The organism is Candidatus Arsenophonus triatominarum (assembly GCF_001640365.1).
In the GTDB taxonomy this organism is placed as follows: Bacteria; Pseudomonadota; Gammaproteobacteria; order Enterobacterales; family Enterobacteriaceae; genus Arsenophonus; species Arsenophonus triatominarum.
In genome coordinates this window covers 350440-371458 of record NZ_LWMI01000006.1, presented here as the reverse complement: position 1 = coordinate 371458, position 21019 = coordinate 350440, and the positions used below count along the sequence as shown (strand labels likewise).

General features: G+C 36.8%; 23 protein-coding genes and 4 pseudogenes. 8 read left to right on the top strand and 19 right to left on the bottom strand.

Annotated elements, in window-relative coordinates; genetic code table 11:
- Positions 1–67: 67 nt before the first annotated feature.
- The 8 genes from AYJ55_RS04800 to sctF are packed head-to-tail and all read right to left on the bottom strand — an operon-like array spanning position 68 to position 4286.
- The gene (locus AYJ55_RS04800; RefSeq protein WP_063654587.1) at positions 68–466 is read right to left on the bottom strand and encodes a CesT family type III secretion system chaperone; all 399 of its coding nucleotides are present in this window, start codon (positions 464–466) and stop codon (positions 68–70) included.
- A gap of 15 nt (positions 467–481) precedes the next feature.
- Complete coding sequence (locus AYJ55_RS04795; RefSeq protein WP_162505319.1) at positions 482–1507, bottom strand: HrpJ domain-containing protein; 1026 nt, start codon at positions 1505–1507, stop codon at positions 482–484.
- Entirely contained in the window at positions 1497–2153 is a 657-nt protein-coding gene (locus AYJ55_RS04790) for a hypothetical protein (protein WP_162505318.1), read from the bottom strand. Before AYJ55_RS04790 ends, AYJ55_RS04795 begins: the two co-directional genes overlap by 11 nt.
- 11 nt (positions 2154–2164) lie before the next feature.
- Positions 2165–2749 (bottom strand): type III secretion system domain-containing protein, encoded by a 585-nt coding sequence (locus AYJ55_RS04785; RefSeq protein WP_063654581.1) that lies wholly within the window; start codon positions 2747–2749, stop codon positions 2165–2167.
- Positions 2749–3483 (bottom strand): type III secretion system inner membrane ring lipoprotein SctJ, encoded by a 735-nt coding sequence (sctJ, locus tag AYJ55_RS04780; RefSeq protein ID WP_063654579.1) that lies wholly within the window; start codon positions 3481–3483, stop codon positions 2749–2751. Before sctJ ends, AYJ55_RS04785 begins: the two co-directional genes overlap by 1 nt.
- Positions 3480–3785 carry a type III secretion system inner rod subunit SctI gene (gene sctI / locus AYJ55_RS04775; RefSeq protein WP_222703419.1) on the bottom strand — a complete coding sequence of 102 codons (306 nt, stop codon included), beginning with the start codon at positions 3783–3785 and terminating at the stop codon, positions 3480–3482. The genes sctJ and sctI overlap by 4 nt, the downstream gene beginning before the upstream one ends.
- Complete coding sequence (locus AYJ55_RS04770; protein ID WP_063654575.1) at positions 3769–4074, bottom strand: EscG/YscG/SsaH family type III secretion system needle protein co-chaperone; 306 nt, start codon at positions 4072–4074, stop codon at positions 3769–3771. Before AYJ55_RS04770 ends, sctI begins: the two co-directional genes overlap by 17 nt.
- The gene (gene sctF / locus AYJ55_RS04765; RefSeq protein WP_063654573.1) at positions 4071–4286 is read right to left on the bottom strand and encodes a type III secretion system needle filament subunit SctF; all 216 of its coding nucleotides are present in this window, start codon (positions 4284–4286) and stop codon (positions 4071–4073) included. Before sctF ends, AYJ55_RS04770 begins: the two co-directional genes overlap by 4 nt.
- Positions 4287–5183: 897 nt before the next feature.
- On the opposite strand from sctF, the pseudogene AYJ55_RS04760 reads away from it, so the two are divergent.
- The 4 genes and pseudogenes from AYJ55_RS04760 to AYJ55_RS25000 all read left to right on the top strand — a co-directional run.
- Positions 5184–5558, top strand: a pseudogene (locus tag AYJ55_RS04760) (transposase); the annotation flags it as partial.
- Positions 5559–5593: 35 nt separating this feature from the next.
- Complete coding sequence (locus tag AYJ55_RS04755) at positions 5594–5959, top strand: IS630 transposase-related protein (protein ID WP_063653415.1); 366 nt, start codon at positions 5594–5596, stop codon at positions 5957–5959.
- Entirely contained in the window at positions 5883–6416 is a 534-nt protein-coding gene (locus AYJ55_RS04750; RefSeq protein WP_162505291.1) for an IS630 family transposase, read from the top strand. Before AYJ55_RS04755 ends, AYJ55_RS04750 begins: the two co-directional genes overlap by 77 nt.
- Positions 6417–6435: 19 nt before the next feature.
- Positions 6436–7246: pseudogene (locus AYJ55_RS25000) on the top strand (IS256 family transposase); the annotation flags it as partial.
- Positions 7247–7581: 335 nt separating this feature from the next.
- Here AYJ55_RS25000 and AYJ55_RS28125 read toward each other — a convergent pair.
- The 5 genes from AYJ55_RS28125 to AYJ55_RS04715 all read right to left on the bottom strand — a co-directional run bounded on the left by AYJ55_RS28125 (position 7582) and on the right by AYJ55_RS04715 (position 11912).
- Entirely contained in the window at positions 7582–8016 is a 435-nt protein-coding gene (locus AYJ55_RS28125) for a transposase family protein (protein WP_162505317.1), read from the bottom strand.
- Positions 7968–8480: a helix-turn-helix domain-containing protein gene (locus tag AYJ55_RS28120; protein WP_063653633.1), complete on the bottom strand. Its 513-nt coding sequence runs from the start codon at positions 8478–8480 to the stop codon at positions 7968–7970. Before AYJ55_RS28120 ends, AYJ55_RS28125 begins: the two co-directional genes overlap by 49 nt.
- Positions 8481–8628: 148 nt before the next feature.
- Complete coding sequence (locus AYJ55_RS04725) at positions 8629–9789, bottom strand: ABC transporter permease (protein ID WP_063654662.1); 1161 nt, start codon at positions 9787–9789, stop codon at positions 8629–8631.
- On the bottom strand, positions 9789–10931 hold the full coding sequence (locus AYJ55_RS04720) for an ABC transporter permease (RefSeq protein WP_063654660.1): 1143 nt from the start codon (positions 10929–10931) through the stop codon (positions 9789–9791). Before AYJ55_RS04720 ends, AYJ55_RS04725 begins: the two co-directional genes overlap by 1 nt.
- A gap of 9 nt (positions 10932–10940) precedes the next feature.
- Positions 10941–11912, bottom strand: coding sequence for an HlyD family secretion protein (locus tag AYJ55_RS04715; RefSeq protein WP_063654563.1), 972 nt, complete (start codon positions 11910–11912; stop codon positions 10941–10943).
- Positions 11913–12222: 310 nt separating this feature from the next.
- Here AYJ55_RS04715 and AYJ55_RS04710 point away from each other — a divergent pair.
- Positions 12223–12528, top strand: a pseudogene (locus AYJ55_RS04710) (IS701 family transposase); the annotation flags it as partial.
- A gap of 710 nt (positions 12529–13238) precedes the next feature.
- Here AYJ55_RS04710 and AYJ55_RS04705 read toward each other — a convergent pair.
- From AYJ55_RS04705 to AYJ55_RS04695, 3 genes are all read right to left on the bottom strand, one after another.
- Positions 13239–14213: an IS701 family transposase gene (locus AYJ55_RS04705; protein ID WP_063654559.1), complete on the bottom strand. Its 975-nt coding sequence runs from the start codon at positions 14211–14213 to the stop codon at positions 13239–13241.
- A 323-nt stretch (positions 14214–14536) separates the two neighbouring features.
- Positions 14537–14878, bottom strand: a complete 342-nt coding sequence (locus AYJ55_RS04700; protein WP_063654557.1) for a SecY-interacting protein Syd — start codon at positions 14876–14878, stop codon at positions 14537–14539.
- A 146-nt stretch (positions 14879–15024) separates the two neighbouring features.
- On the bottom strand, positions 15025–15297 hold the full coding sequence (locus AYJ55_RS04695; RefSeq protein WP_063654555.1) for a SecY-interacting protein Syd: 273 nt from the start codon (positions 15295–15297) through the stop codon (positions 15025–15027).
- A gap of 186 nt (positions 15298–15483) precedes the next feature.
- Between AYJ55_RS04695 and queF the strand changes: the two genes are divergently transcribed.
- The 3 genes from queF to xni are packed head-to-tail and all read left to right on the top strand — an operon-like array spanning position 15484 to position 18491.
- Positions 15484–16329: an NADPH-dependent 7-cyano-7-deazaguanine reductase QueF gene (gene queF / locus AYJ55_RS04690; protein WP_063654553.1), complete on the top strand. Its 846-nt coding sequence runs from the start codon at positions 15484–15486 to the stop codon at positions 16327–16329.
- Positions 16330–16339: 10 nt separating this feature from the next.
- Positions 16340–17710, top strand: coding sequence for a nucleotide 5'-monophosphate nucleosidase PpnN (gene ppnN / locus AYJ55_RS04685; RefSeq protein ID WP_063654551.1), 1371 nt, complete (start codon positions 16340–16342; stop codon positions 17708–17710).
- A 22-nt stretch (positions 17711–17732) separates the two neighbouring features.
- Entirely contained in the window at positions 17733–18491 is a 759-nt protein-coding gene (gene xni / locus AYJ55_RS04680; RefSeq protein WP_063654549.1) for a flap endonuclease Xni, read from the top strand.
- Between the two features lie 41 nt (positions 18492–18532).
- Here xni and rlmM read toward each other — a convergent pair whose 3' ends face one another.
- The 3 genes and pseudogenes from rlmM to AYJ55_RS04665 all read right to left on the bottom strand — a co-directional run.
- Positions 18533–19630: a 23S rRNA (cytidine(2498)-2'-O)-methyltransferase RlmM gene (gene rlmM / locus AYJ55_RS04675; protein ID WP_063654547.1), complete on the bottom strand. Its 1098-nt coding sequence runs from the start codon at positions 19628–19630 to the stop codon at positions 18533–18535.
- Entirely contained in the window at positions 19623–20018 is a 396-nt protein-coding gene (locus AYJ55_RS04670; RefSeq protein ID WP_063654545.1) for a DUF423 domain-containing protein, read from the bottom strand. The genes rlmM and AYJ55_RS04670 overlap by 8 nt, the downstream gene beginning before the upstream one ends.
- Positions 20019–20064: 46 nt before the next feature.
- Positions 20065–20812: pseudogene (locus tag AYJ55_RS04665) on the bottom strand (transcriptional regulator GcvA); the annotation flags it as partial.
- Between the last annotated feature and the right edge of the window lie 207 nt (positions 20813–21019).

Genomic DNA, 21019 nt, shown 5'->3' with positions numbered 1-21019 from the left:
ATATGAAGCAAGGGCCTGTCCACGAATTTTTTTGAAAATTTATCCAATTCAATCGTCATATAACAACCTATATTGTTAGCTCCGGGCATTGACTAAACTCACGGTAAAGCGCTTCATAGCAAATTGTCGCACGTTCAAACCAGACTAATAGCTCTTCACCACTCGCGGGAACCGGCCAATTCACTGCATATAATAAAGTTTGCTGCACTGAATCATAGCCCACTGCACCATCATTATTTTCAACCAGTTGCATATTGTGGTGCATACAATTAATGAATAGTAAATGTGCTTTTTGCACATCAATCTGTCCCAAAAAACCATACAACTGCCAATAAGTTACTTTGGCATAGATGGATATCATCAATTGATTATCAAGTAATAAAGTGCACTGATCACTCCCATCCCATACCAAGGGTAGGCCTAATAGTTGACCAAAACGGGCAAGTACACTATCTTCTTTACGCATTTCTCCCTCTCCCCTTTAAACAGCATACTCATCATTCCACTGTTCAAGCAGTTGTAACATGACTTCCAGGATATGCTCTTTTTGCTCTGGATCGCGATAACAAGCTTCATTCATGATCACCATAATTTCGCGCCATTTACGTAAAAAAATTAAACGTTGCAACGTTGTTAATGGCAATTTTATTATCAACTGCGCTAATGCTTCAGGATAGATCCAACCCTGCTCCAATAATTCAATACTGATTTCTGCAACGGTATCGTTTGCTAAATTGAGTCCGCGCGATAAATAAGCACAATGCTCAGTAAAAGCTAAGAACAGCCATAAGCGACGTAAATCGTCAATCGTGGTTACCAATTTAGTCATATCTAACTGTTCATGACTTACCAGGGGCTCTGATAATGCACGTATTAATAATTGAATAGTCCGCCGTCGATCTTTATGTTCTTGTAATAATTTAAACCAATGACTTAGCCCTTTTTCTCCACGCGTAGCATGTTGATAGAGTTGACGATAAGCTTGCAAACGTGAAGTATCTATAGTCATACCTTGGCTAGCGGCAATTAACGCTAACTCAATATCTTCTTCGGCTAACAATGACATTAAAAACTTTTTGATTTTCGAACGTTCAGATAAGGCTAAACTTGTCATACCCTGTAATGTCGCTAACAAAAAAATAAGCTGTCCCTTATCTAAACCAAGCTGAGGAATTTGCTGTAAAATTTTTTCGACATCTTTAAAGGAGAGCAGTTGTTTAGCAATCTGCTCTATAAAACCTCGTTGCTTTTCATCTAATTGCTGTAAAAGTTTTTCTACAGCATGAAATAACGCACTTTGCTTTTTATTTGAATCGGCAATTTTTTTCATTACCTGGTTTAGCCCTAAGCTTAAGCCCTCTAACGTCTCTTCCAGCGCCTCAGCACGTACTTCCGCTAATGCAATACTGGCTTGCATTGCGGTACTCTCTGCTGGTAAAAAACTGGCTGACTGCTTGCTATCTTGTAGAGATTGAAAATCGAGATAATCAGATTGATCAATTCGCATCACAAGTTCCTCTCAAGTGCGTTTTTTCCATTGTAGGAACACAAGTTTCTAGTAGCCTTTCAAGGTGTTCATATAAATCAAAGCGTAATGTCATACAACTTGAACTAAGTTCTGCTTGCCATGGTGCAAAATCAGAACGGAGCCTAATTTGCATCTGTTCTGCAAATATTTTACCCAACCTATCTGCCTGTTCCGGTGAAACACTCAATACCAAACTTTGTTTAGTGGTTGCTTCACCAATCTGCTCAGTAATCTGGCTAATCAGATTTTCACTAATATTTTGTTTTTTACTCCAGGCTTTGATGACTAATTTTACTTGTTGGCAGATCCGTTCCTGTAAAACGACAACTAATTGTTTTTCCAACTCCGCCTGTTCAACCAGCCAATTTAGACTTTCTGCAACTATTTCTTGCCGCAATTGTTCTCGCCACGCTTTTTCCTGCTCCTTAGCGCTCATCTCTGCTTTAGCAACAATCTGTTGTGCTTCCTGCAGAAGCGCGTCACACTCATGCCGCACTTTATCTACATATTGCTTAATACGTTGCTTGGCTTTCTGTTCCCGTCTACATTCAGCTAAACCTTGCTGAATTTCATCAGGTGTGATTTCCAATGTTTGCTTTAAGAGCTCAAACTCTTTAACTAACACTAAAAATCCATTCATAAAAAACGCTCCAAACGAAATAACCAGCGAACAGCCTGTTCAATTTGTTGCTGTGAACAGACCATTTGCTGCTCTAATGGTGCAAAATACCAGGCCAAAAGCCGCGCAAAATCTTGTCCCTGCCAATAATGTGAGAAAACATTTAAGGCGTAAAGATGTGCCTGCTCAAGAAATTCCTCAACTAGCCAAGGCACCGCAACAGTGTGGCGCTCTGGCGGCCATAAAGCGATTAATTGCTTAATTTGTTCCTGGCTTAATAAGGTCGCCAAACGTGATCTATAAGCACTATCCCACAAATAGTCAGGGTAGGGATTACAAACTAATCCAACGACGGTGAATAAAAATGGCTTTTTCGTTAATAACAAAAACCAAGTCTGCATATTTTCCGGTACTTGACGATATAAAGCAGGTTGAAATCCTAATCGATTAAGTATCAATTTATCTAAGCGTCGTTTTAACTCATTACTAATTGGGTAGCGAGACTGCCATTCATTAAGTCCAAGCGATTGCCACCATTTAGCGTGCATGATCTCGCCTGGATGGAATAATAAATAATTAAATCTCACTGCCAATTCAGTCATTAAGATTTATCCTTACGGCGTCCAAATATTAATACTGCAAATACGACAATAAATATCCCTGTAATAGTCAATAAGATTAACGTTTTATTAGTGACAATATAATTCTGTAAATATTGCCATTGCTGATCAGTTTGAATTTTCTGTGGTTGATAACGGAATTCAGCTGGTTGCAAAAACAAACTAATTTTGTCGGATTGCAAACCTGATATCGCATTCTTAATTAAATTGCGAATTTGCGCTTCAACACCACTCATATTGACTTCTGGCGAATATTTAATGTAAACCGCTACCGACTTTTCTGGCGTGCTATTATCAATATTACCCTCACTATTGTTCGCCTGAGCAATAGACACGCGTGCACTAATAACACCGTCCATGTTTGATAGCGTACGCTCTAATTGTTGTTCTTTAAGATAACGCATTTTTGCTTCTTCTTGAGCAGGAGAAGAAACTAATTGACCTGCAGGAAAAAGATCCTCAATACCAAGATATTGTGTTTTGGGGTAACCATTTTGCCTAAGTATTTCCACCGCATCGATGAACTTATCTTTTTCGATTTGCAATGTCACTTTGCCAGTTTTGCTATCGATTTCAGAATTAACATCAATGTGATTTAACATCAATAATGCCACCATCTGATTAGCTTCATCTTGCGGCAAATTGCGGTATAACTCGACCTTACAGCCGGTCAGGAATAACACCAATAATAAACATAAATACTTTAAGTATTTCATTGCATGGCCACTAATTTATTGATCGATTGAGCAAGACTTCCTGCCGTTTTAGCTGCCATATCCACTTCAAGAACGGCTTTTACTATCATTGCTTGTCCTTGCACGGCTTGGGTAGGTGACAGTGCCTGAGCCATCGGCTCGACAGTTGATGGAAGAACTGACCCTAATGCAGCCGTTTGTCCTTGACCGTGTTGCATTAATTGATTGAATTTTTCAACTAATTGGCTATCAGGATTAACTGCTTCTGCCGCCTGGGTCTTCATCATATTGATGGGGGCTACCGCTTTAATGTCCATTTTCATCTCCTGCTAATAAAGCATAAATTTGCGCATGATCGACCATGTCAGCAGGCAAGGAAAATAAACATCGTAATCCTTCAGCTTGATTACTCTTCATGCCTATTAATGAACGCAGCGCGGCACTATTTTCACCTAACGCAAAGTAGACTAAACCGCTACATAGCGCACGCGCCTCTTCGTCAGCAATCAATTCTGGAAACACAGCTAAAATGGCATAAGCCTGTTTTATTAATCCATGATTGGCAGCAGCAAGCGCAATTTCTACCAATAATTGTTTATCTTCTTTTTTCATATTTTGGCAATAATCCCTTGTATCATGTCTTTAACCACTTTGATCAAAGCGCTTTCGTAACCGATAAAATTGGAATATTGCTGTACCGCAAACTGCATCTGTATCATCTGATCCGGATTGCTAGGATCAGCGTTGGCGATTTTACTTTTAATATCACCAGCAGCATTAGCAGATAGTTGCGATAATTGGTTGATGATAGCATTGAAATCCATAATTTTACCCTAACGTCAAATTAAGCATTGTTTGCCAGACCTTATTCTATCTTATTTTTCAACTATCAATAAAAATGGATGTAAATAGTTATTACCAAACGAGATAAATAATGCTATTTCATTTGAATCAAAACACTTAACGATGCATCAGTATTCAAATCTTTTTTAAAACTAAAAAACCTATGCAACTCTATCCATTATTAATATTTCTGTTAGTGTTTTATTGTTATTTAATGACTTATTTCTATATTATTGCTTTACTGCATATAACGTAGTTTGGTGGTTAATATTCAATTTCTATATCCGGTATTCACCTGAAATATCAATAAAAAATAAACAAGTTATGATTAGCATTAAATTTAATTAGGATAAATACCAATAAATAAATATAACCAAATAGAATAAATACACGAGTTTCGCACAGGCATATAAAATTCCAGAAATAGCTTAAAATCAATGGTTAATTTGCAAGTTACTAAAACGTATAAATTTGTTTAAATTACAATAAGTTGCTTTTAATTTATAAGATTTTCTCTATTTATATATTATGCTGAATTAAACTTAAAAATAGAGCGTTTTTTTATTGGTGCGAAACTCGTGTAATAGTTAAATTCGATATAACTAATTAGATTTATCGTTAGATGACAAGAAATAAATTGGTATTTAAAAATAGATAAAAAAGATTAATATATTTGTTAAACTAAAAAACAAGGATATTTTTTTAAAAAATTAACCGACTACAACAGAACCGGTTAATTTTTACTGTCAACATATTATCGACTTAATGAGCAAAATGAAATCTAAATATTACCAAATAATATAGTAATTTTTAGCTATTACAGTAGTGTTCAAAAATCTGTGTCATATTTTAAACTCAAAAAAAAGAGGTATGACAATATGAGAAATCAATCATTTAATTTTGATGAAGCGTTGAAGCAATTACAATCAGGTAAAAATTTACTCGGTACGGATGGAATACTCACACCACTCATAAAACAGCTGACCGAAGCTGCCCTGCAGGCAGAAATAGAACACTCCCTATCGACAACGTCAATCGATACGCGTAAAAATGGCTATACTCGAAAAACGGTTAAATCGACATCAGGTCAATTTGAACTGAAAACGCCCAGAGACCGGTCAGGTGCTTTTGAGCCTCAGCTCATTAAGAAAAATCAGACAAAATTATCAGAGGATATTGATAACAAAATCCTATCGTTATTTGCATTAGGCATGAGTTATCGTGATATTCAAAAACATGTTGCAGAATTATATAGCTAGGCGACTTAATTTTGATTACAAGGTGTGTTATGAGTTATACAATTGATTTTCGACGTAAAGTAATATCTGTAAGGAAAGCCGAAGGTTTAACAATTCGAGAAACTGCGAAACAATTCCGTATTGGAAAAGCGTCTTTAGTACGTTGGCTTAAACGACCAGAGCCAAAAAATTCAACGCCACGTAAGAGGAAGCTCGATAAAAATGCTTTAGCAAAAGATGTGGAACAGTATCCAGATGCTTACCAAAAGGAACGGGCAGAGCGATTCGGTGTTTGTAAAAAGACTATTTGGCAATCCCTTAAAAAGCTGGGATTAACCTATAAAAAAAACTCTATTCCATCCAAAAACCAACGAAAGCGACAGGCTGGCACATCAGCAAAAAAGACAACAGTATGAAAAAAAAGATAAATCTGTTGTTTTTATTGATGAAAGTGGTTTTTCACATGACACTCCACGAACTCACGGCTATTCCCCAAAAGGTCACCGTTGTTTTGGCCTGAAAAACTGGGGTGCTAAGGGAAGAACAAATGTTATTGGCGCTTTATTGGGAACAACCCTTTTTGCTATCGGATTATTTGATTGCAATATTAACCGTGATGTTTTTTATGTTTGGATCACAAAAATATTGCTCCCAGAACTTCCTGAAAATTCTGTTATTTTTATGGACAACGCTAGCTTTCACAAAGGTAAGAATATTGAACAGGCAATTATAAACGCAGGACACCAGATAGAATATTTGCCTGTGTATTCACCAGATTTAAATCCTATAGAACATAAATGGTCTCAAGCTAAACGTAAAAAGATGGAAACAGGATGCACTATCGATGACCTGTTTTTAATACATATGCTGTAATCAAAATTAAGTCGCCTAGCTATATGGACTGGAAATATCAGATGGAGCTATTACGCATATTACTGACAAATTGCCTTGGCAACAACGCCCTCTGGAGGCGCTCTATCCTTTTGTCTGGCTCGATGCCATTCATTACAAGATAAAACATGATGGTCACTATATCAATAAGGCAATCTACACAGTACTTGGACTAACCACCGATGGGCATAAGGAATTGTTAGGACTCTATATGTCTGAAACAGAAGGAGCACATCATTGGCTGAGCGTTCTGACTGACTTACATAACCGTGGTATACAAGATATTTTAATCGCTTGTGTTGACGGATTAAAAGGGTTTCCAGAAGCGATAGCCAGTATTTTCCCGCAGACAGAAGTTCAGCTATGCGTAGTTCATCAAATTCGCAATAGCTTACGTTATATTGCCAGTAAAGACCAAAAAGCCTTTATGGCTAAGCCGGTTTATCGTGCAGATACTAAAGCGGCTGCTGAGCCTTGATGAACTGGAATCGAAATGGGGTGAAAAATACCCGATAGTGCTAGAATCCTGGCGAAGTAAATGGGAGTTGCTCAGTGCTTATTTTCGATACCCTAAAGCCATTAGAAAACCCATTTATACGACCAATGCAGTAGAGGCGGTTCATCGGCAGTTTAGGACATTAACTAAAACCAAAGGGGCTTTTCCTAATGAAAACAGCTTATTAAAATTACTCTATATTGGCATCAATCAGGTATCCAACAAATGGACTATGCCGATTAGTAACTGGGCGTTAACCATTGCTCAATTGTCCATCTATTTTAAAGGGCGCCTAGATGGTATAATCAAAATATAAAATCCCCTGACACAGAATTATGAACACCCTCATTTGAATAGCAAGACTTTCACTTTATCACGAGTTTCGCACAGGCATATAAAATTCCAGAAATGGCTTAAAAGCAATGGTTAATTTGCAAGTTACTAAAACGTATAAATTTGTTTAAATTACAATAAGTTGCTTTTAATTTATAAGATTTTGTCTATTTATATATTATGCTGAATTAAACTTAAAAATAGAGCGTTTTTTTATTGGTGCGAAACTCGTGTTTATTTCTTATCCCGAACTCAGGTTAACTAATAAGCGTGTTGCTTAATAGTGAAATAAGGGTATTTCGGTGATTGAAGTAAATTTTAGGCTGTTCTGAGATGGAAATTCCAAAGACCGGCACTAAGGAGTAAAAAGGTATCATCAATAAAGGGTCTACGATTCCGTAAAATTTGGGTCACACAACCGAGGCGCTTGATACCCGCGATGGCGTGTTCAACCGTAATACGGATGCCCGAGATTATTTTATTTTCTTGTTTTTGTTCAGGCGATAAAGGTCTTTTTCGAGTTCCTTTTTTTGGGATTTGTGTATTAGGATGCTGTTTATCTATACCTTGAAAACCGGTATCGGCCCAGATGGTTACCTCAGGGGGAATATGGCGAATTATATCGACTTTATCGAGTAAGCGTTTATCGTGACGGCGCCCATTTTTGATCATGGGGATAAATCCAATTTTCCTCGTTTCGTCAGTCATAATAAGCCCTTTTCGAGTGGTCTGTCTTTTCTTTCCCGAATACATTTTTTTCGCCGACGCAGATTCTTAGGCTTTTGGACAGGTCGCTCTGTCCCATCAATAAAGACGTCTTTAACTCCAGGAAAGGCGCGAAAAAATTCCTCAGCAGAGCGAATTTGACGAGCGGGCAAAACACATTCTCGCCCCAAGGTCATCTCTAAAACCGGCAATAATATTTTTACCCAGCGACATACCCGTGTTCTATCTAAACCAAAAAGAAGTCCTTGCAAATCATAGGTCGGATAACATTTTAAATACAATAAAATAAAAAGCAGTTTATCTAATGGGGTTGGGATAAATCCTTTCTGCCCTGCACCCATCTGCCGCTCGTGATCTTTTCGATTCTTTTTCCGATAAATCAAATAACAAGCTGAAAATTCAGCGGCTAAATTTTTCAATTCTTCGACTGATAATCCAATGATTGCTTTACATAAACGATTATCTCGTAACAACCGCTCTTTGTTGATCATTTCAAACCGTTATTTTCTAAGTTAAACCTCTTTTTATTGTCTATAGCGTGACAAAAAATGCAACTCTCTATTCAGCAACTATTTTAATGATACAAATTGTAACGGCTTTTGGCGGCGCGCAGCCGGTTTATCGCTTATACCATGAAAACTAAAAACGTTTTTTTCTTTTCAATAAACAACGCAAATGGTGGCTGAACTGGCGCAGTTCACCATTACGTAACATATTGATCAATATGCCCAGTAACGCATAAATTGTGCCTAACATTAGCATCATCAAGATATCAACACCTACGTCAGATAAACTTAAATCAAGTTGGTTAATACCCGCTATCGCTTTTATTGCCCATGTTGAAGGTAAGGAATGAGCAACCATTCTTACCCAATCCGGCATTGCTTGTAATGGCCAAATAGTGCCTGAAATATAAAATACCGGCGTGGTTAGAAAAGCCAGTGTTAGATAAATCATTTCGACACTACGTAAAAATTCGGTAACAAACTTACCTAACCCTAAAACCGCCAATAAGAATGGTAAGGTGACGATCACAAGCTGATAAAGTGGTGCTTCTTGTCGGTAACCCAATACCCAAGGCCAAAGTGCAAAAAAGATGGCCGATAGGAATAACCAAATGGGTAGCAACGCTGACCATGCCCCCAGATAAACAGCGGAAGAGATTTTGCCGTTTGCCGCTTTGTGAACGTCAATATAGGCTTTCACACAAGCGACTAACAGTGAGTGTTGTAATAACATGACCAATAAACCTGGAAAAACAATCGCAGCGAAACTCGGGCCAGGATTGAATAAAGGTTCTGTTATTCCTTTAATGGGTGTTAATAATGTACTGGCCTGTTGATCAGTAAACCCTGCATTTTTTAGCCGTTGAGTATTATATTCGTTTAACAACTGAATATAAGCAGAGGAAATTTCTTTATGTATTTGGCCGTTGGCAAGTCGATTAGTACCATCACCATAAACTGGTATCGTAATATTTTTACCATTGAGTAAACCCTTTTCAAAATCGATAGGAATAAGAATAATGGCAAACAATTTCCGTTCACGCATATCAGCCCTTGCTCTGGCCAAATCATCATAACTGTGTAATTTTATTTTTGGTATCGTATCTAATCGGTTCATAAGTAAGCGGCTAGCAGAACTATGATCTTGATTAATAATCGCTACTGGTAAATCCCACAGTACTGGCCGAATATAAATCAGACTCATAATTGATAACGAAATCAACAACAATAACCACATGGGCTTTGCCAACATGCCAAGTAATACCCGATAAAAAGTCTGCAAATATAGCTTTATCAAAATGCCTCCTGCATTCTTAGCCTCGTTAACAGGCGATTACGAATCAAAAAGGCACAAATAGCAGGATAAATTAGCAATATTAAACAGACTTGTATGACGCGTAGCAAAGAAACCTCTCGCAAAAAAATATCAAACATCACATTTAATGCATGAGTAAGTGGTTGAATATTTGCCACAATCTGCGCGGGCCAAGCCATTGCCATAATTGGCATGGTAAACCCGGAAAAAGCTAATGCAAAGCTAACCATCATTCCGATCAAACTATAGGCAGTAAAAATACTTTTGGTAAAAACGAATAACAACATACCGACACTTTGGGCGGCAATGACATAAAAAAAGCCCACCAGCAAAAGGTAAAATGGGTTACCGGCAATTTTGGCGTCAAAGAAAAAAGAGAGAGCAGCAATTTCAATTAATAATAATGTGGTAAAAAACAGGGTGTAAGGCGCCAATTTGCCTAATAGTGCACTGGTAAATGTTTTGTTGGTTAATAATGCCGTACCACGCGACATAATATAGATAGTACAAGTGATAACAAACAACTGTAACATATGGATAGTAACAGCAAATTGCTGATAATAGATATAGTTTCCACTAGGGTTAAACAGGCTATCATAAGAGAGGGTAACTCTGGCTAAAGGAGGTATACTACGCCCCATTGATGAAGCTAATATTGGACGGAATTGTGCATTCAGTTGAGCGATTACCCCGCTAAAATCTTGAATGGCATAACTGCCAGAGGCATAAAATAAGGCATTATAATACATTCTGACTGTCGGTTGCCGACCCGTAAGAACATCCTTTTCAAAATGAGAGGGAATGTAGAGCAAAGCATAATCTTTAGCACTGCCTAAATGTAATAACGAAGTATTGATTGTGCCATCAATCGCTTTAATATCAGCATGTGGCGCTGCATTTAAATTACGAATTAACTCATTTGATAATAGGCTATGGTCATGATCAACCACTGAAACAGGAAGATTTAACAAGGTTTCTTTAGAAAAGTTAGCTATTACTAACATGAATAGAAGTAATGGAAATATCCAACTTAACCAATGTAGGATCGGGCTACGTACAGCAATCTGCATTTCTTGATTAAAAGCAAAACTAAAGTTAGCCCATATTGCTTTTATTGTCATAAAAAACATCTACTTATCCCACTCCCACAGTGCGCTCATCCCAGGACGCAATCCATCAATAGGCTCTAGTGGATAAAGTCGTACTTCAAATGTTCTTAAATCAAAGTCTCCAGTTTCACGTGTTGCGCGTTTAGTTGCATAGTCTCCCATTGGTGCAATATAGCGTATTTCCGCTACAATAATTTTGTCCTGCAAAGCAGGAACACGTATCGATACCTTATCGCCTTTACGAACGTACGCCATAATATCTTCGCGTAAATTATAAATAAAGTAGGCCTGCGGCAAACGAATAAGTGTCAGCAGTGGGCTATTGGCATTAAATAATTCGCCAACTTCGGCCGGTATGGTGCCAACTTCACCATCAACCGGTGCTTTAACAAGTAAATCATCAACTTGCACCTGCAACTCAATTATTTGTTGCTCGGTTTGCCGTAATGCAGCGGCATATTTATTCCGCAATTCAATGCGATCACCATTTTTGGCTTCATCTAATTGCGCCTGAGCGCTATTTACCTGTTGGAAAGCGACATCTTTCGCCCGCCGTGCTTTATCTAACTCATTAGCCGAAACATAGCCTTTACCCGATAAATTATACAGTCGGATATATTCTTTATTTGCATTGGTATATTGGGATTGGGCCTGTTTTAATACAGCTTGAACATTACGGATCGTCTCTTCGCGAATACCATTTAAAGATAAATCAAGTTGCGCTTTAGCTTGATCACGTACTGCCTTCAATGCCGCTAATTGTGCTTGCAATTCAGGGCTTTCCAAGGTGATCAATAATTGCCCTTTTTGTACCATGTCACCGCGTTCAATATGACGCTCAATTACACGTCCTCTAGCTTTAGAGGTAACGATGACTTCTGGTGCATCTACTTCCCCTTGTAACAAAAGGTGCTTATTCTGTGTATAAAGTAACACAGCAATCGCAACAACGATCGGCATCAGTAGCACTAAAAATAAGATTCTTCTTTTCATATTAACTATAACATACATACTTTAACTATTTCACATGCAACTATACTGTTTGCAATTATCAATCTAGTATACGCTTTTAAATGTAAGTTGTTAATAAATTCGTGCTCTAAATCGCATAAAACAGACGATATACCTTTACTATTGTACAATCTAATTTTTATCCTACGCATATTTTGACTAGTAACCATTCAATTTTAGTCTTGCTCATTCAGTTATGCGATACCATGAAATGTATTTTTTACACGAGTTTCGCAATCTCCAAAAAAGAAGTATAAATTTAAAAACAAGAAAAAATTAGGGTGTTTATATTTTGTCCGGTTATCCATGCATTAAAAATATCTATAAAACATTCTTACAAGTAAGCAGTGTAAGATACTCTGGTTTGGCGTTATCAGAAGTAAGCCCGTCGCCTTTATCTCATGACACTATTAGTCGATGGCTAAAAAGTAGATGTTTTCGACCTAAAAACCTGTGGAGATTAATTGAAACATCTATAGACAAAAAAAGCCCTTGTGTACTAATTGCCAAAACATGTAGTAAAAAAATAGAGATGGTTCATTATCAGTATTCAGGTAACGAACATGATGTTATTGCTGGCATAGGTTTAGTTAATTTAACCTGAGTTCGGGATAAGGATCATAATTTTTTATCACATATTCAAATAGTTAACTTAAAATAATTACATAAAACAGTATTAATTTTGGTTTTTTTCATGATTTTAGTAGAGAAAAATAGCTTCATTTTTAACCTGCTATCACTAAGAATTTTCCTGCTTTTTTATCTTCCACGAGTTTCGCACCAATAAAAAAACGCTCTATTTTTAAGTTTAATTCAGCATAATATATAAATAGACAAAATCTTATAAATTAAAAGCAACTTATTGTAATTTAAACAAATTTATACGTTTTAGTAACTTGCAAATTAACCATTGCTTTTAAGCCATTTCTGGAATTTTATATTCCTGTGCGAAACTCGTGAATTTTTTGCAAAGCTATGTAGCCATAAAAAAACCAGTCTATAAAATCGACTGGTTATATAATATGTAACGCTATTAAATAGAATATTTATGCATCCTGCATTATCAGCATCCCGCTGAATGTATCTTCCTACTATTTACGAGGTAGTAATTTGTAAGCACTAATACTTATCATTCGTTATCCCTAACACTACCTTTCTTATTCCTCTATATTATTAAACATTTAATAATTTCAAAGTTAAAAAACAAACTAACATTCACCATTTATTATTAGTAACAATGACTGAATTTATTCCGCGCAATAAACGCCCGTTAAATCATTTCCACTTCTTCACGAGTTTCGCACAAAACTAATTTGGGTACGCTAATAAAACACAGATGTGCTCAGTAATAGCATTTTTGATTACATCCCAATTTTGTTGATAAAGGGTTATTTTTTCAGATATACGACGTTTATGTTGTTCAAACCACGCAGAAATTGCGAGAAAAATATGATTTCTTTGCGCTCGGCTCGTGCGAGCCTGACAGCGTTCAATACCACAATTTTGTTTAACTTCTCGATGATAAACTTCAACAGACCAACGGGCATCCATGATAGATTTGACGTATTGACGGGTGGGATTGTCTTTGTTTGTTACTCTGTAATCAATACGGCCGTTTTTGGCTGTAAATTTGAAAACAGTCACCCAACCGTAGCCTCGTAAGTGTATTGGATTTCCTTCTTCTGAGATGTCTAACTTGTTCAGTTGTTTGTTATGGTTAACAATCCTGTTTTTCCTCCGCGTGGTTACCCAGACCCAACCATGAGAGCGAATTGATTTCAGATTATCCAGGCTAGAATACCAGGCATCCATCACTACCGCTTCTGGTATGATCCCTCTTTTTTTAGCAAGAGCGAGCATTTCGGAAAAGTGCGTGTTTTTTGTTTTTCCATCAGAATCTTTATCATAAATACGATAATCAATAAGAATTGATTCAACAGTTGTTAGATTATGCCAACGTAAATTAACTAAACCTATGCCAGCAATAACATCATGTTCATTACCTGAATACTGATAATGAACCATCTCTATTTTTCTACTACGTGTTTTGGCAATCAATGTATCATCGGCAATTAGTACCCAAGGGCTTTTTTTGTCTATAGAAGGTTGAACTAATCGCCATAGGTCTTTAGGTCGAAAACATCTACTTTTTAGCCATCGACTGATAGTGTCATGAGATAAAGGCAATGGGCTTGCTTCTGATAACGCCAAACCAGAGTATCTTACACTGCTTACTTGTAAAAATGTTTTATAGATATTTTTAATGCATGGATAAACGGACAAAATATGAACACCCTAATTTTTTCTTGTTTTGAACTTTATACTTCTTTTTTGGAGATTGCGAAACTCGTGTTCTTGTTTCGATTTATGGCACATTTGATAAATGCTAACTTATCGGCAAGCATAAGGATGTCGGATTTATCTGAGGAAAACAAGAAATAAGAAAAAATAGTTTTTAATCATTTTTTTCCGATAATAACAGAATATTTTTTATTTCAGTAGGATAAAAAAATATTTCATCTCGCTTTATCGTTTAAAAAGCAATAAACGCAGATATAACTTACATAATTTGTAAGTTATATCTCACAAAAAAATAAGTAAATATCTTAATCATATTGCTTTCTAATTATAGGAGTAAGTTGTTGTAAAAATTCAATCAGACTACCAGCTAAGACGCTACGTGTTGTTTGACTCAATGTTTCTAATATAACTTGGCCAGTAATATTATTTACGGAAATAATTTCAAATTCAGAATCTAAACTTGCAATAAAGAGAGTTGGGGTCAGTCTACGTCTTTTTTGCGTAATTAAATGCCCAATTAAGTTTTCTTGTAAACGAGTAAAATCGGTCATATTCCATACCTGAATTAAATCAAGTTGTTGGTCTTGAAATTTTACTCGCATATCAGCGGCTAATTGTGTTGTATAAAATTGGTGAATATTAGGCACGAGTTTCGCACCAATAAAAAAACGCTCTATTTTTAAGTTTAATTCAGCATAATATATAAATAGACAAAATCTTATAAATTAAAAGCAACTTATTGTAATTTAAACAAATTTATACGTTTTAGTAACTTGCAAATTAACCATTGCTTTTAAGCCATTTCTGGAATTTTATATGCCTGTGCGAAACTCGTGTTAGGATAAAAATGGATGTCTAACGCTTTTTCAACAGATTCTAACTTTTCATTTGGCATCGGAAACGGTTTAGGTAACCAATAAACGACATCATCTTTGCTATATTCAATGCAAGGCGAAGGAATACTGTAAAAAGCATCACTCGCCGGTAAATTACCCGTCTGCTGTTGCCAATAAGCAATATAACGCTGTGTGAGTTCCGTTAATACCTGAGAAATCGTTACTTCCATGGTCAATTATTCTTATTGGTGACTAATTATAGGAATAAATCATTCTAATATATAAAAGTATCATTAGGTATTATTATCTATCTGCGCAATTTGTTGTTAAGCTATACATCAAACAACAAACTTACTCTAATATATTGATTATGCTAGCAACTATCTTACTGATTTTCTATTTTAGGAAGGAACTCCATGCCACTTGATCAAGATAATGGTGAGCTACAACACCTAACGCTCGGAAAAAAAACCGAATATCAAGATAACTATGCACCTCATCTACTGCAAGCGGTTCCTCGTCGCCTAAATCGACAACCTTTAGGGTTATCATCAGACAGATTGCCTTTTCATGGCGCAGATGTTTGGACACTCTATGAGCTTTCGTGGCTAAACAGTCGAGGAATTCCTCAAGTGGCTATCGGCCATGTTACCATTAATGCTAATAGCATAAATCTGATTGAATCTAAAAGTTTTAAACTCTATCTAAATAGTTTCAATCAAACCCAATTTATTAGCTGGCAAGAAGTTGAAAAACAACTAACCCAAGATTTGACTACATGCGCTGCAGGAGAAGTGACAGTAAAATTACAGCCACTCACCATGTTCGCTAATCAAACTATTCATAATCTGCCTGGTGAATGTATTGATGAGCAAGAGATAGAAATTAGTGATTATGAATTTAATCGTGATTATCTTAACAACGCAACCGCGAATATAAAGGTAGAGGAAACATTAGTTAGCCATCTTCTAAAATCTAATTGCTTAATTACTAACCAACCTGACTGGGGTTCAATACAAATTCATTATTATGGCGCTAAAATTGATAGAGAAAAACTACTCCGTTATTTAGTCTCTTTCAGACACCATAATGAATTTCATGAACAATGTGTCGAGCGAATTTTCAATGATATTCTTCAGCTATGTCGACCCGATAAGTTAAGCGTTTATGCCCGTTATACACGTCGGGGCGGGTTGGACATCAATCCTTGGCGTAGTAATGAGAATTTTCAGCCAACAATGATGCGATTAGCACGGCAGTAAGGAGTTTAAATTGATAACACATGTCAGCCCGTTAGGCTCAATGGATCTACTATCTCAAATTGAAGTTAGTATCCTTAAACGTACTGCCAGTAGCGATCTTTATCAGCTATTTAGAAACTGCTCCTTAGCTGTACTTAACTCAGGTAGCAAAACAGATAATAGTAAAGAATTAATCGCTAAATATCCCAATTTTGATATCAATGTTCTACAACGTGAACGCGGTGTCAAACTGGAATTAATTAACCCGCCTGAAAAAGCTTTTGTCGATGGCAAAATTATCCGTTCACTACAAGCAAACTTATTTTCTGTGTTAAGAGATATTCTTTTTGTTCATACCCAGATTATTTCAGCAGAAAAACTGCTGGCATTAAGTCTGCATGATAGCATCAGTATCACTAATATTATTTTTACCATTCTGCGTAATGCCCGAGCACTACATCTCGATGAAGATCCGAATACTATTGTTTGCTGGGGAGGCCATTCAATAAATGAAATTGAATATCTTTATGCCCACAAGGTTGGAAACGAATTAGGATTACGTGAATTAAATATTTGCACTGGCTGTGGCCCTGGCGCAATGGAAGCGCCGATGAAAGGTGCCGCAGTAGGCCATGCACAACAGCGTTATAAAAATGGCCGCTTTCTTGGTTTAACTGAACCTTCTATTATCGCTGCTGAGCCACCTAATCCTCTAGTTAATGAGCTTGTTATCATGCCAGATATTGAAAAACGCCTTGAAGCATTTGTTCGGGTTGCTCATGGTATCATTATCTTTCCTGGTGGTGCTGGTACTACAGAGGAACTACTTTATTTATTGGGCATTTTAATGGATCCTGCCAATAATAATCAGGCATTACCATTAATTTTAACAGGCCCAAAAGAGAGCCAAGCCTATTTTGACACCCTCGATGATTTCATTAAGCATACCCTTGGTGAACGGGCCTGCAATTATTATCAAATTATTATTGATGATCCAGAAGCTGTAGCGCGTGAAATGAAAAAACAGATGCCACAAGTCAAAGAAAATCGTCTCAATACTGGTGATGCCTATAGCTTTAATTGGTCAATAAAAGTTAATTCAGAATTACAAAAACCCTTTACACCAACCCATGATAATATGGCAAAACTTAACCTATTTTGTGATCCAAAGCAGCCAGAAAAATTGGCCGCTAACTTACGACGAGCCTTTTCGGGTATTGTTGCCGGTAATGTGAAAGAAGTGGGTATGAAAGAAATTGAAAAGCATGGCCCCTATAAACTTCATGGTGATGCCAAAATTATGGCTCATATGGATACATTATTACGAGGGTTTGTTAGTCAATATAGAATGAAACTACCTAGCAAGGCAGCCTATATACCCTGCTATGAAATTATTAAATAACTGACAAAACTATGCACAAAAAATTATGATCCACTTACTTATTGTTGATGCTTTAAATCTAATCAGACGAATTCATGCTGTTCAAGGAAGCCCTTGCGAACAAGCTTGCGTTTCAACTCTTCGCCTGCTAATTAACCATACTTCGCCCACCCACGCTGTGGCAATATTCGATAGCAAAGAACAACAGACAAATAACTGGCGGCAACAACTTTTACCTCAATACAAAGCTGGCAGACAAGCAATGCCAGATGATCTTTATCACGAAATAAAAAACCTTGAAATTGCATTTAAGGCGCAAGGATTAGCATGTTGGCATGCCATTGAAAATGAAGCTGACGATCTGGCGGCAACGTTAGCATTTAAAGTGGCCACCGCTGGCTATCGTGTTACCATCATTTCAACAGATAAAGGCTATTGTCAGCTACTTTCATCATCGATCTATATTCGTGATTATTTTCAAAAACGTTGGCTTGATTTAACCTTTGTTAATAAAGAGTTTGGGGTTAAACCTGAACAGCTACAGGATTATTGGGGACTAACTGGCATAAATAGTAGTAAAATCCCTGGCATAACCGGCATTGGCCCTAAAACCGCAGCAACTTTACTTCAGCAATATCCTACATTAGAGGCCATTTTTGCTAATATCCATTTCTTACCCGAAAAATGGCGTAAACGGATTGAACCGGCGCAAAAAATAGCCTTTATTAGCCGACAGGTTGCCTCTCTCAAAACTGATCTACAGTTAAATGGAAATTTACAACAACTCAGATTTACGCCATAACACAATAAAAAATAAAAACTTTATTGTTAATCACTGCTCTTCTAATCCCGCTCTGGTATAGAGGCTGACCAGACTCGTCTTATATGTACCGTGATCTCTTCGCGATCATGGTAGAGTTGCTTCGCTTGGATTTGAGCATTAATACCATTTTCGTTTAGTGTCTGTGATATTTTGTTCAAAATTGATGAAACTTCTTGATAACGTTTTTTCATCGGTAGCTTTAAATTAAATATCGCTTCCCTGCACCAACCTTTTAACAACCAATCTGTTATCAAAGCAGCAACTTTTGCCGGTTTTTCAACCATATCACACACCAACCAACTAATATTCTTAGTGTGTGGAGTAAATTTAAAACCATCAGTTCGATAATGCCGTACCTGACCTGTTTGCATTAAACTCTCGGCCATTGACCCATTATCAACCGCATCGACCATCATACTGTGCTTCACTAATTGATAGGTCCATCCACCTGGACAAGCGCCCAGATCAACAGCCTTCATACCAGATGCTAAACGCTCTTCCCACCCATCATAAGGAATAAATAGATGAAATGCTTCTTCCAGTTTTAATGTTGAACGACTTGGCGCATCCGCTGGCAGTTTTAACCGCGGGATCCCCATAAAGAAAGGTGAATTGTTATTTGCATAAGAATAGCCAACATAACAACAGCCGGCAGCAATAAAAAATACATGTATAACCGGACGTTGATGGTTTTCTTTCAACAACAATATTTTTTGTTGACGAAGCACATGGCGTAAAGGCACAGTAAATTTACGGCAAAATTTCAGTAGCTCTTTACTCTCATTGGTATCCGGCACTTCAACTCGTAACTCACCAGCTCGTTCAACGACACCTTGCAATAACGCAACAATCGGCGATACGCGATCGTTCGATGGCAAATCTTTCAATAACTGGCTAACAACCACTAGTTGACGAGCAAATATTAATGTACCAAAGGGTATATCTTTAGCTAGACGGTCTGCATCAGTAGACTGATAGCATTCAAATAAAACATAACCGCTATTATCTTTTACTTTGGCATAGCCATAAACGCCGATCTGGGTAGCCTTATCAGTAATTTCTGCCGCACACTCTTTTTCAAATCCTGAACGACAATATAAAATAATATTATTATTCATGACGTATTGTTGGATTCCTAAGCCGAGTTGCACCAGTAACAATTAATATCCAGCCAATTAAAAAGCAAAAACCGCCTACTGGTGCCAAATGGGCAAAATATTTTACTTGTAAAAGTGCCATACAGTAAAAACTGCCACTGAACAATAAAATGCCTATACTGAAGAAAATTCCCCCCCAATAAAACCATAAAATAACTTTACGTAATAAGATAGCGCCTAATATCATAAGAACTAAAGTATGCATTGATTGATAACGTAAACCAATACGAATCCATTCTATTTGATCATGGTTTAGTAAAGGTGATAATAAATGTGAACCTATTGCGCCAAATGCGACACAAAAAAATCCACTAATTCCTGAAAATATCAACATTAAACGAGCATTCACGTTAATATCCTTTTTTTTAAATTAATTATTTTACTTACCATATAGTTTACAACTCACCGGTAACAAATCCCCATTTTTGTTGCTTTCTAGCTGCTTTTGCGAGGATCCATTGACGAAATGCAACAATCTTACCTAACTCCGCTTGATTATCATGACAAACTAAATAGAAAGCTTTTTACTGACTAAAACATCATTAAACGGACATACCAAACGACCTGTATCAAGTTCATTTTTTGTCATAACGTTATTAATCAAGGCGATTCCTTGACCATGAATTACGGCTTGAATAACCATAGCACTATGACTGAAAATGGGTCCTTGTTCTACGTTAATAATGTCTTGTAATGATAATTGACGTGCATAAGCTTGCCAATCACGTCGAGAAGAATCATGTAGCAATGTATGATGAATCAAATCTTGAGGTTTTTTCAATGGGTAACGCCCCGCTAATAAGGCTGGCGCACAGACTGGTATTAAGTATTCCGCATACAAACGATCTGTTCTTAAGCCTGTCCAATTACCATAACCATAAAAGATTGCCACATCAACATCATCAGCCATTTTAGCTCCCTCGTGATCAACAGCCTGAATACGCACATCGATATCAGGATAAGAACGATTAAAACTCGATAGACGCGGCACTAACCATTGAATAACAAAACTTGGTAATAAAAACTGACGGTTGATGCTCCCTTTGCACTGAGAGCCTGTAGTTTCCGAGTAGCTTCACGTAACGAAGAAAAAATTTCTTTAATATCTAAATAATAACTTTGCCCTTCTTCAATCAATAATACACGAGTTTCGCACAGGCATATAAAATTCCAGAAATGGCTTAAAAGCAATGGTTGATTTGCAAGTTACTAAAACGTATAAATTTGTTTAAATTACAATAAGTTGCTTTTAATTTATAAGATTTTGTCTATTTATATATTATGCTGAATTAAACTTAAAAATAGAGCGTTTTTTTATTGGTTCGAAACTCGTGTAATAATGAACGATTA

Coding starts and splice junctions, on each gene's coding strand:
- AYJ55_RS04800 (WP_063654587.1), bottom strand. CDS start 466: ATGCGTAAAGAAGATAGTGTACTTGCCCGTTTTGGTCAACTATTAGGC.
- AYJ55_RS04795 (WP_162505319.1), bottom strand. CDS start 1,507: ATGCGAATTGATCAATCTGATTATCTCGATTTTCAATCTCTACAAGAT.
- AYJ55_RS04785 (WP_063654581.1), bottom strand. CDS start 2,749: ATGACTGAATTGGCAGTGAGATTTAATTATTTATTATTCCATCCAGGC.
- sctJ (WP_063654579.1), bottom strand. CDS start 3,483: ATGAAATACTTAAAGTATTTATGTTTATTATTGGTGTTATTCCTGACC.
- sctI (WP_222703419.1), bottom strand. CDS start 3,785: ATGAAAATGGACATTAAAGCGGTAGCCCCCATCAATATGATGAAGACC.
- AYJ55_RS04770 (WP_063654575.1), bottom strand. CDS start 4,074: ATGAAAAAAGAAGATAAACAATTATTGGTAGAAATTGCGCTTGCTGCT.
- sctF (WP_063654573.1), bottom strand. CDS start 4,286: ATGGATTTCAATGCTATCATCAACCAATTATCGCAACTATCTGCTAAT.
- AYJ55_RS04755 (WP_063653415.1), top strand. CDS start 5,594: ATGAGTTATACAATTGATTTTCGACGTAAAGTAATATCTGTAAGGAAA.
- AYJ55_RS28125 (WP_162505317.1), bottom strand. CDS start 8,016: ATGTATTCGGGAAAGAAAAGACAGACCACTCGAAAAGGGCTTATTATG.
- AYJ55_RS28120 (WP_063653633.1), bottom strand. CDS start 8,480: ATGATCAACAAAGAGCGGTTGTTACGAGATAATCGTTTATGTAAAGCA.
- AYJ55_RS04720 (WP_063654660.1), bottom strand. CDS start 10,931: ATGACAATAAAAGCAATATGGGCTAACTTTAGTTTTGCTTTTAATCAA.
- AYJ55_RS04715 (WP_063654563.1), bottom strand. CDS start 11,912: ATGAAAAGAAGAATCTTATTTTTAGTGCTACTGATGCCGATCGTTGTT.
- AYJ55_RS04695 (WP_063654555.1), bottom strand. CDS start 15,297: ATGGAAGTAACGATTTCTCAGGTATTAACGGAACTCACACAGCGTTAT.
- queF (WP_063654553.1), top strand. CDS start 15,484: ATGCCACTTGATCAAGATAATGGTGAGCTACAACACCTAACGCTCGGA.
- rlmM (WP_063654547.1), bottom strand. CDS start 19,630: ATGAATAATAATATTATTTTATATTGTCGTTCAGGATTTGAAAAAGAG.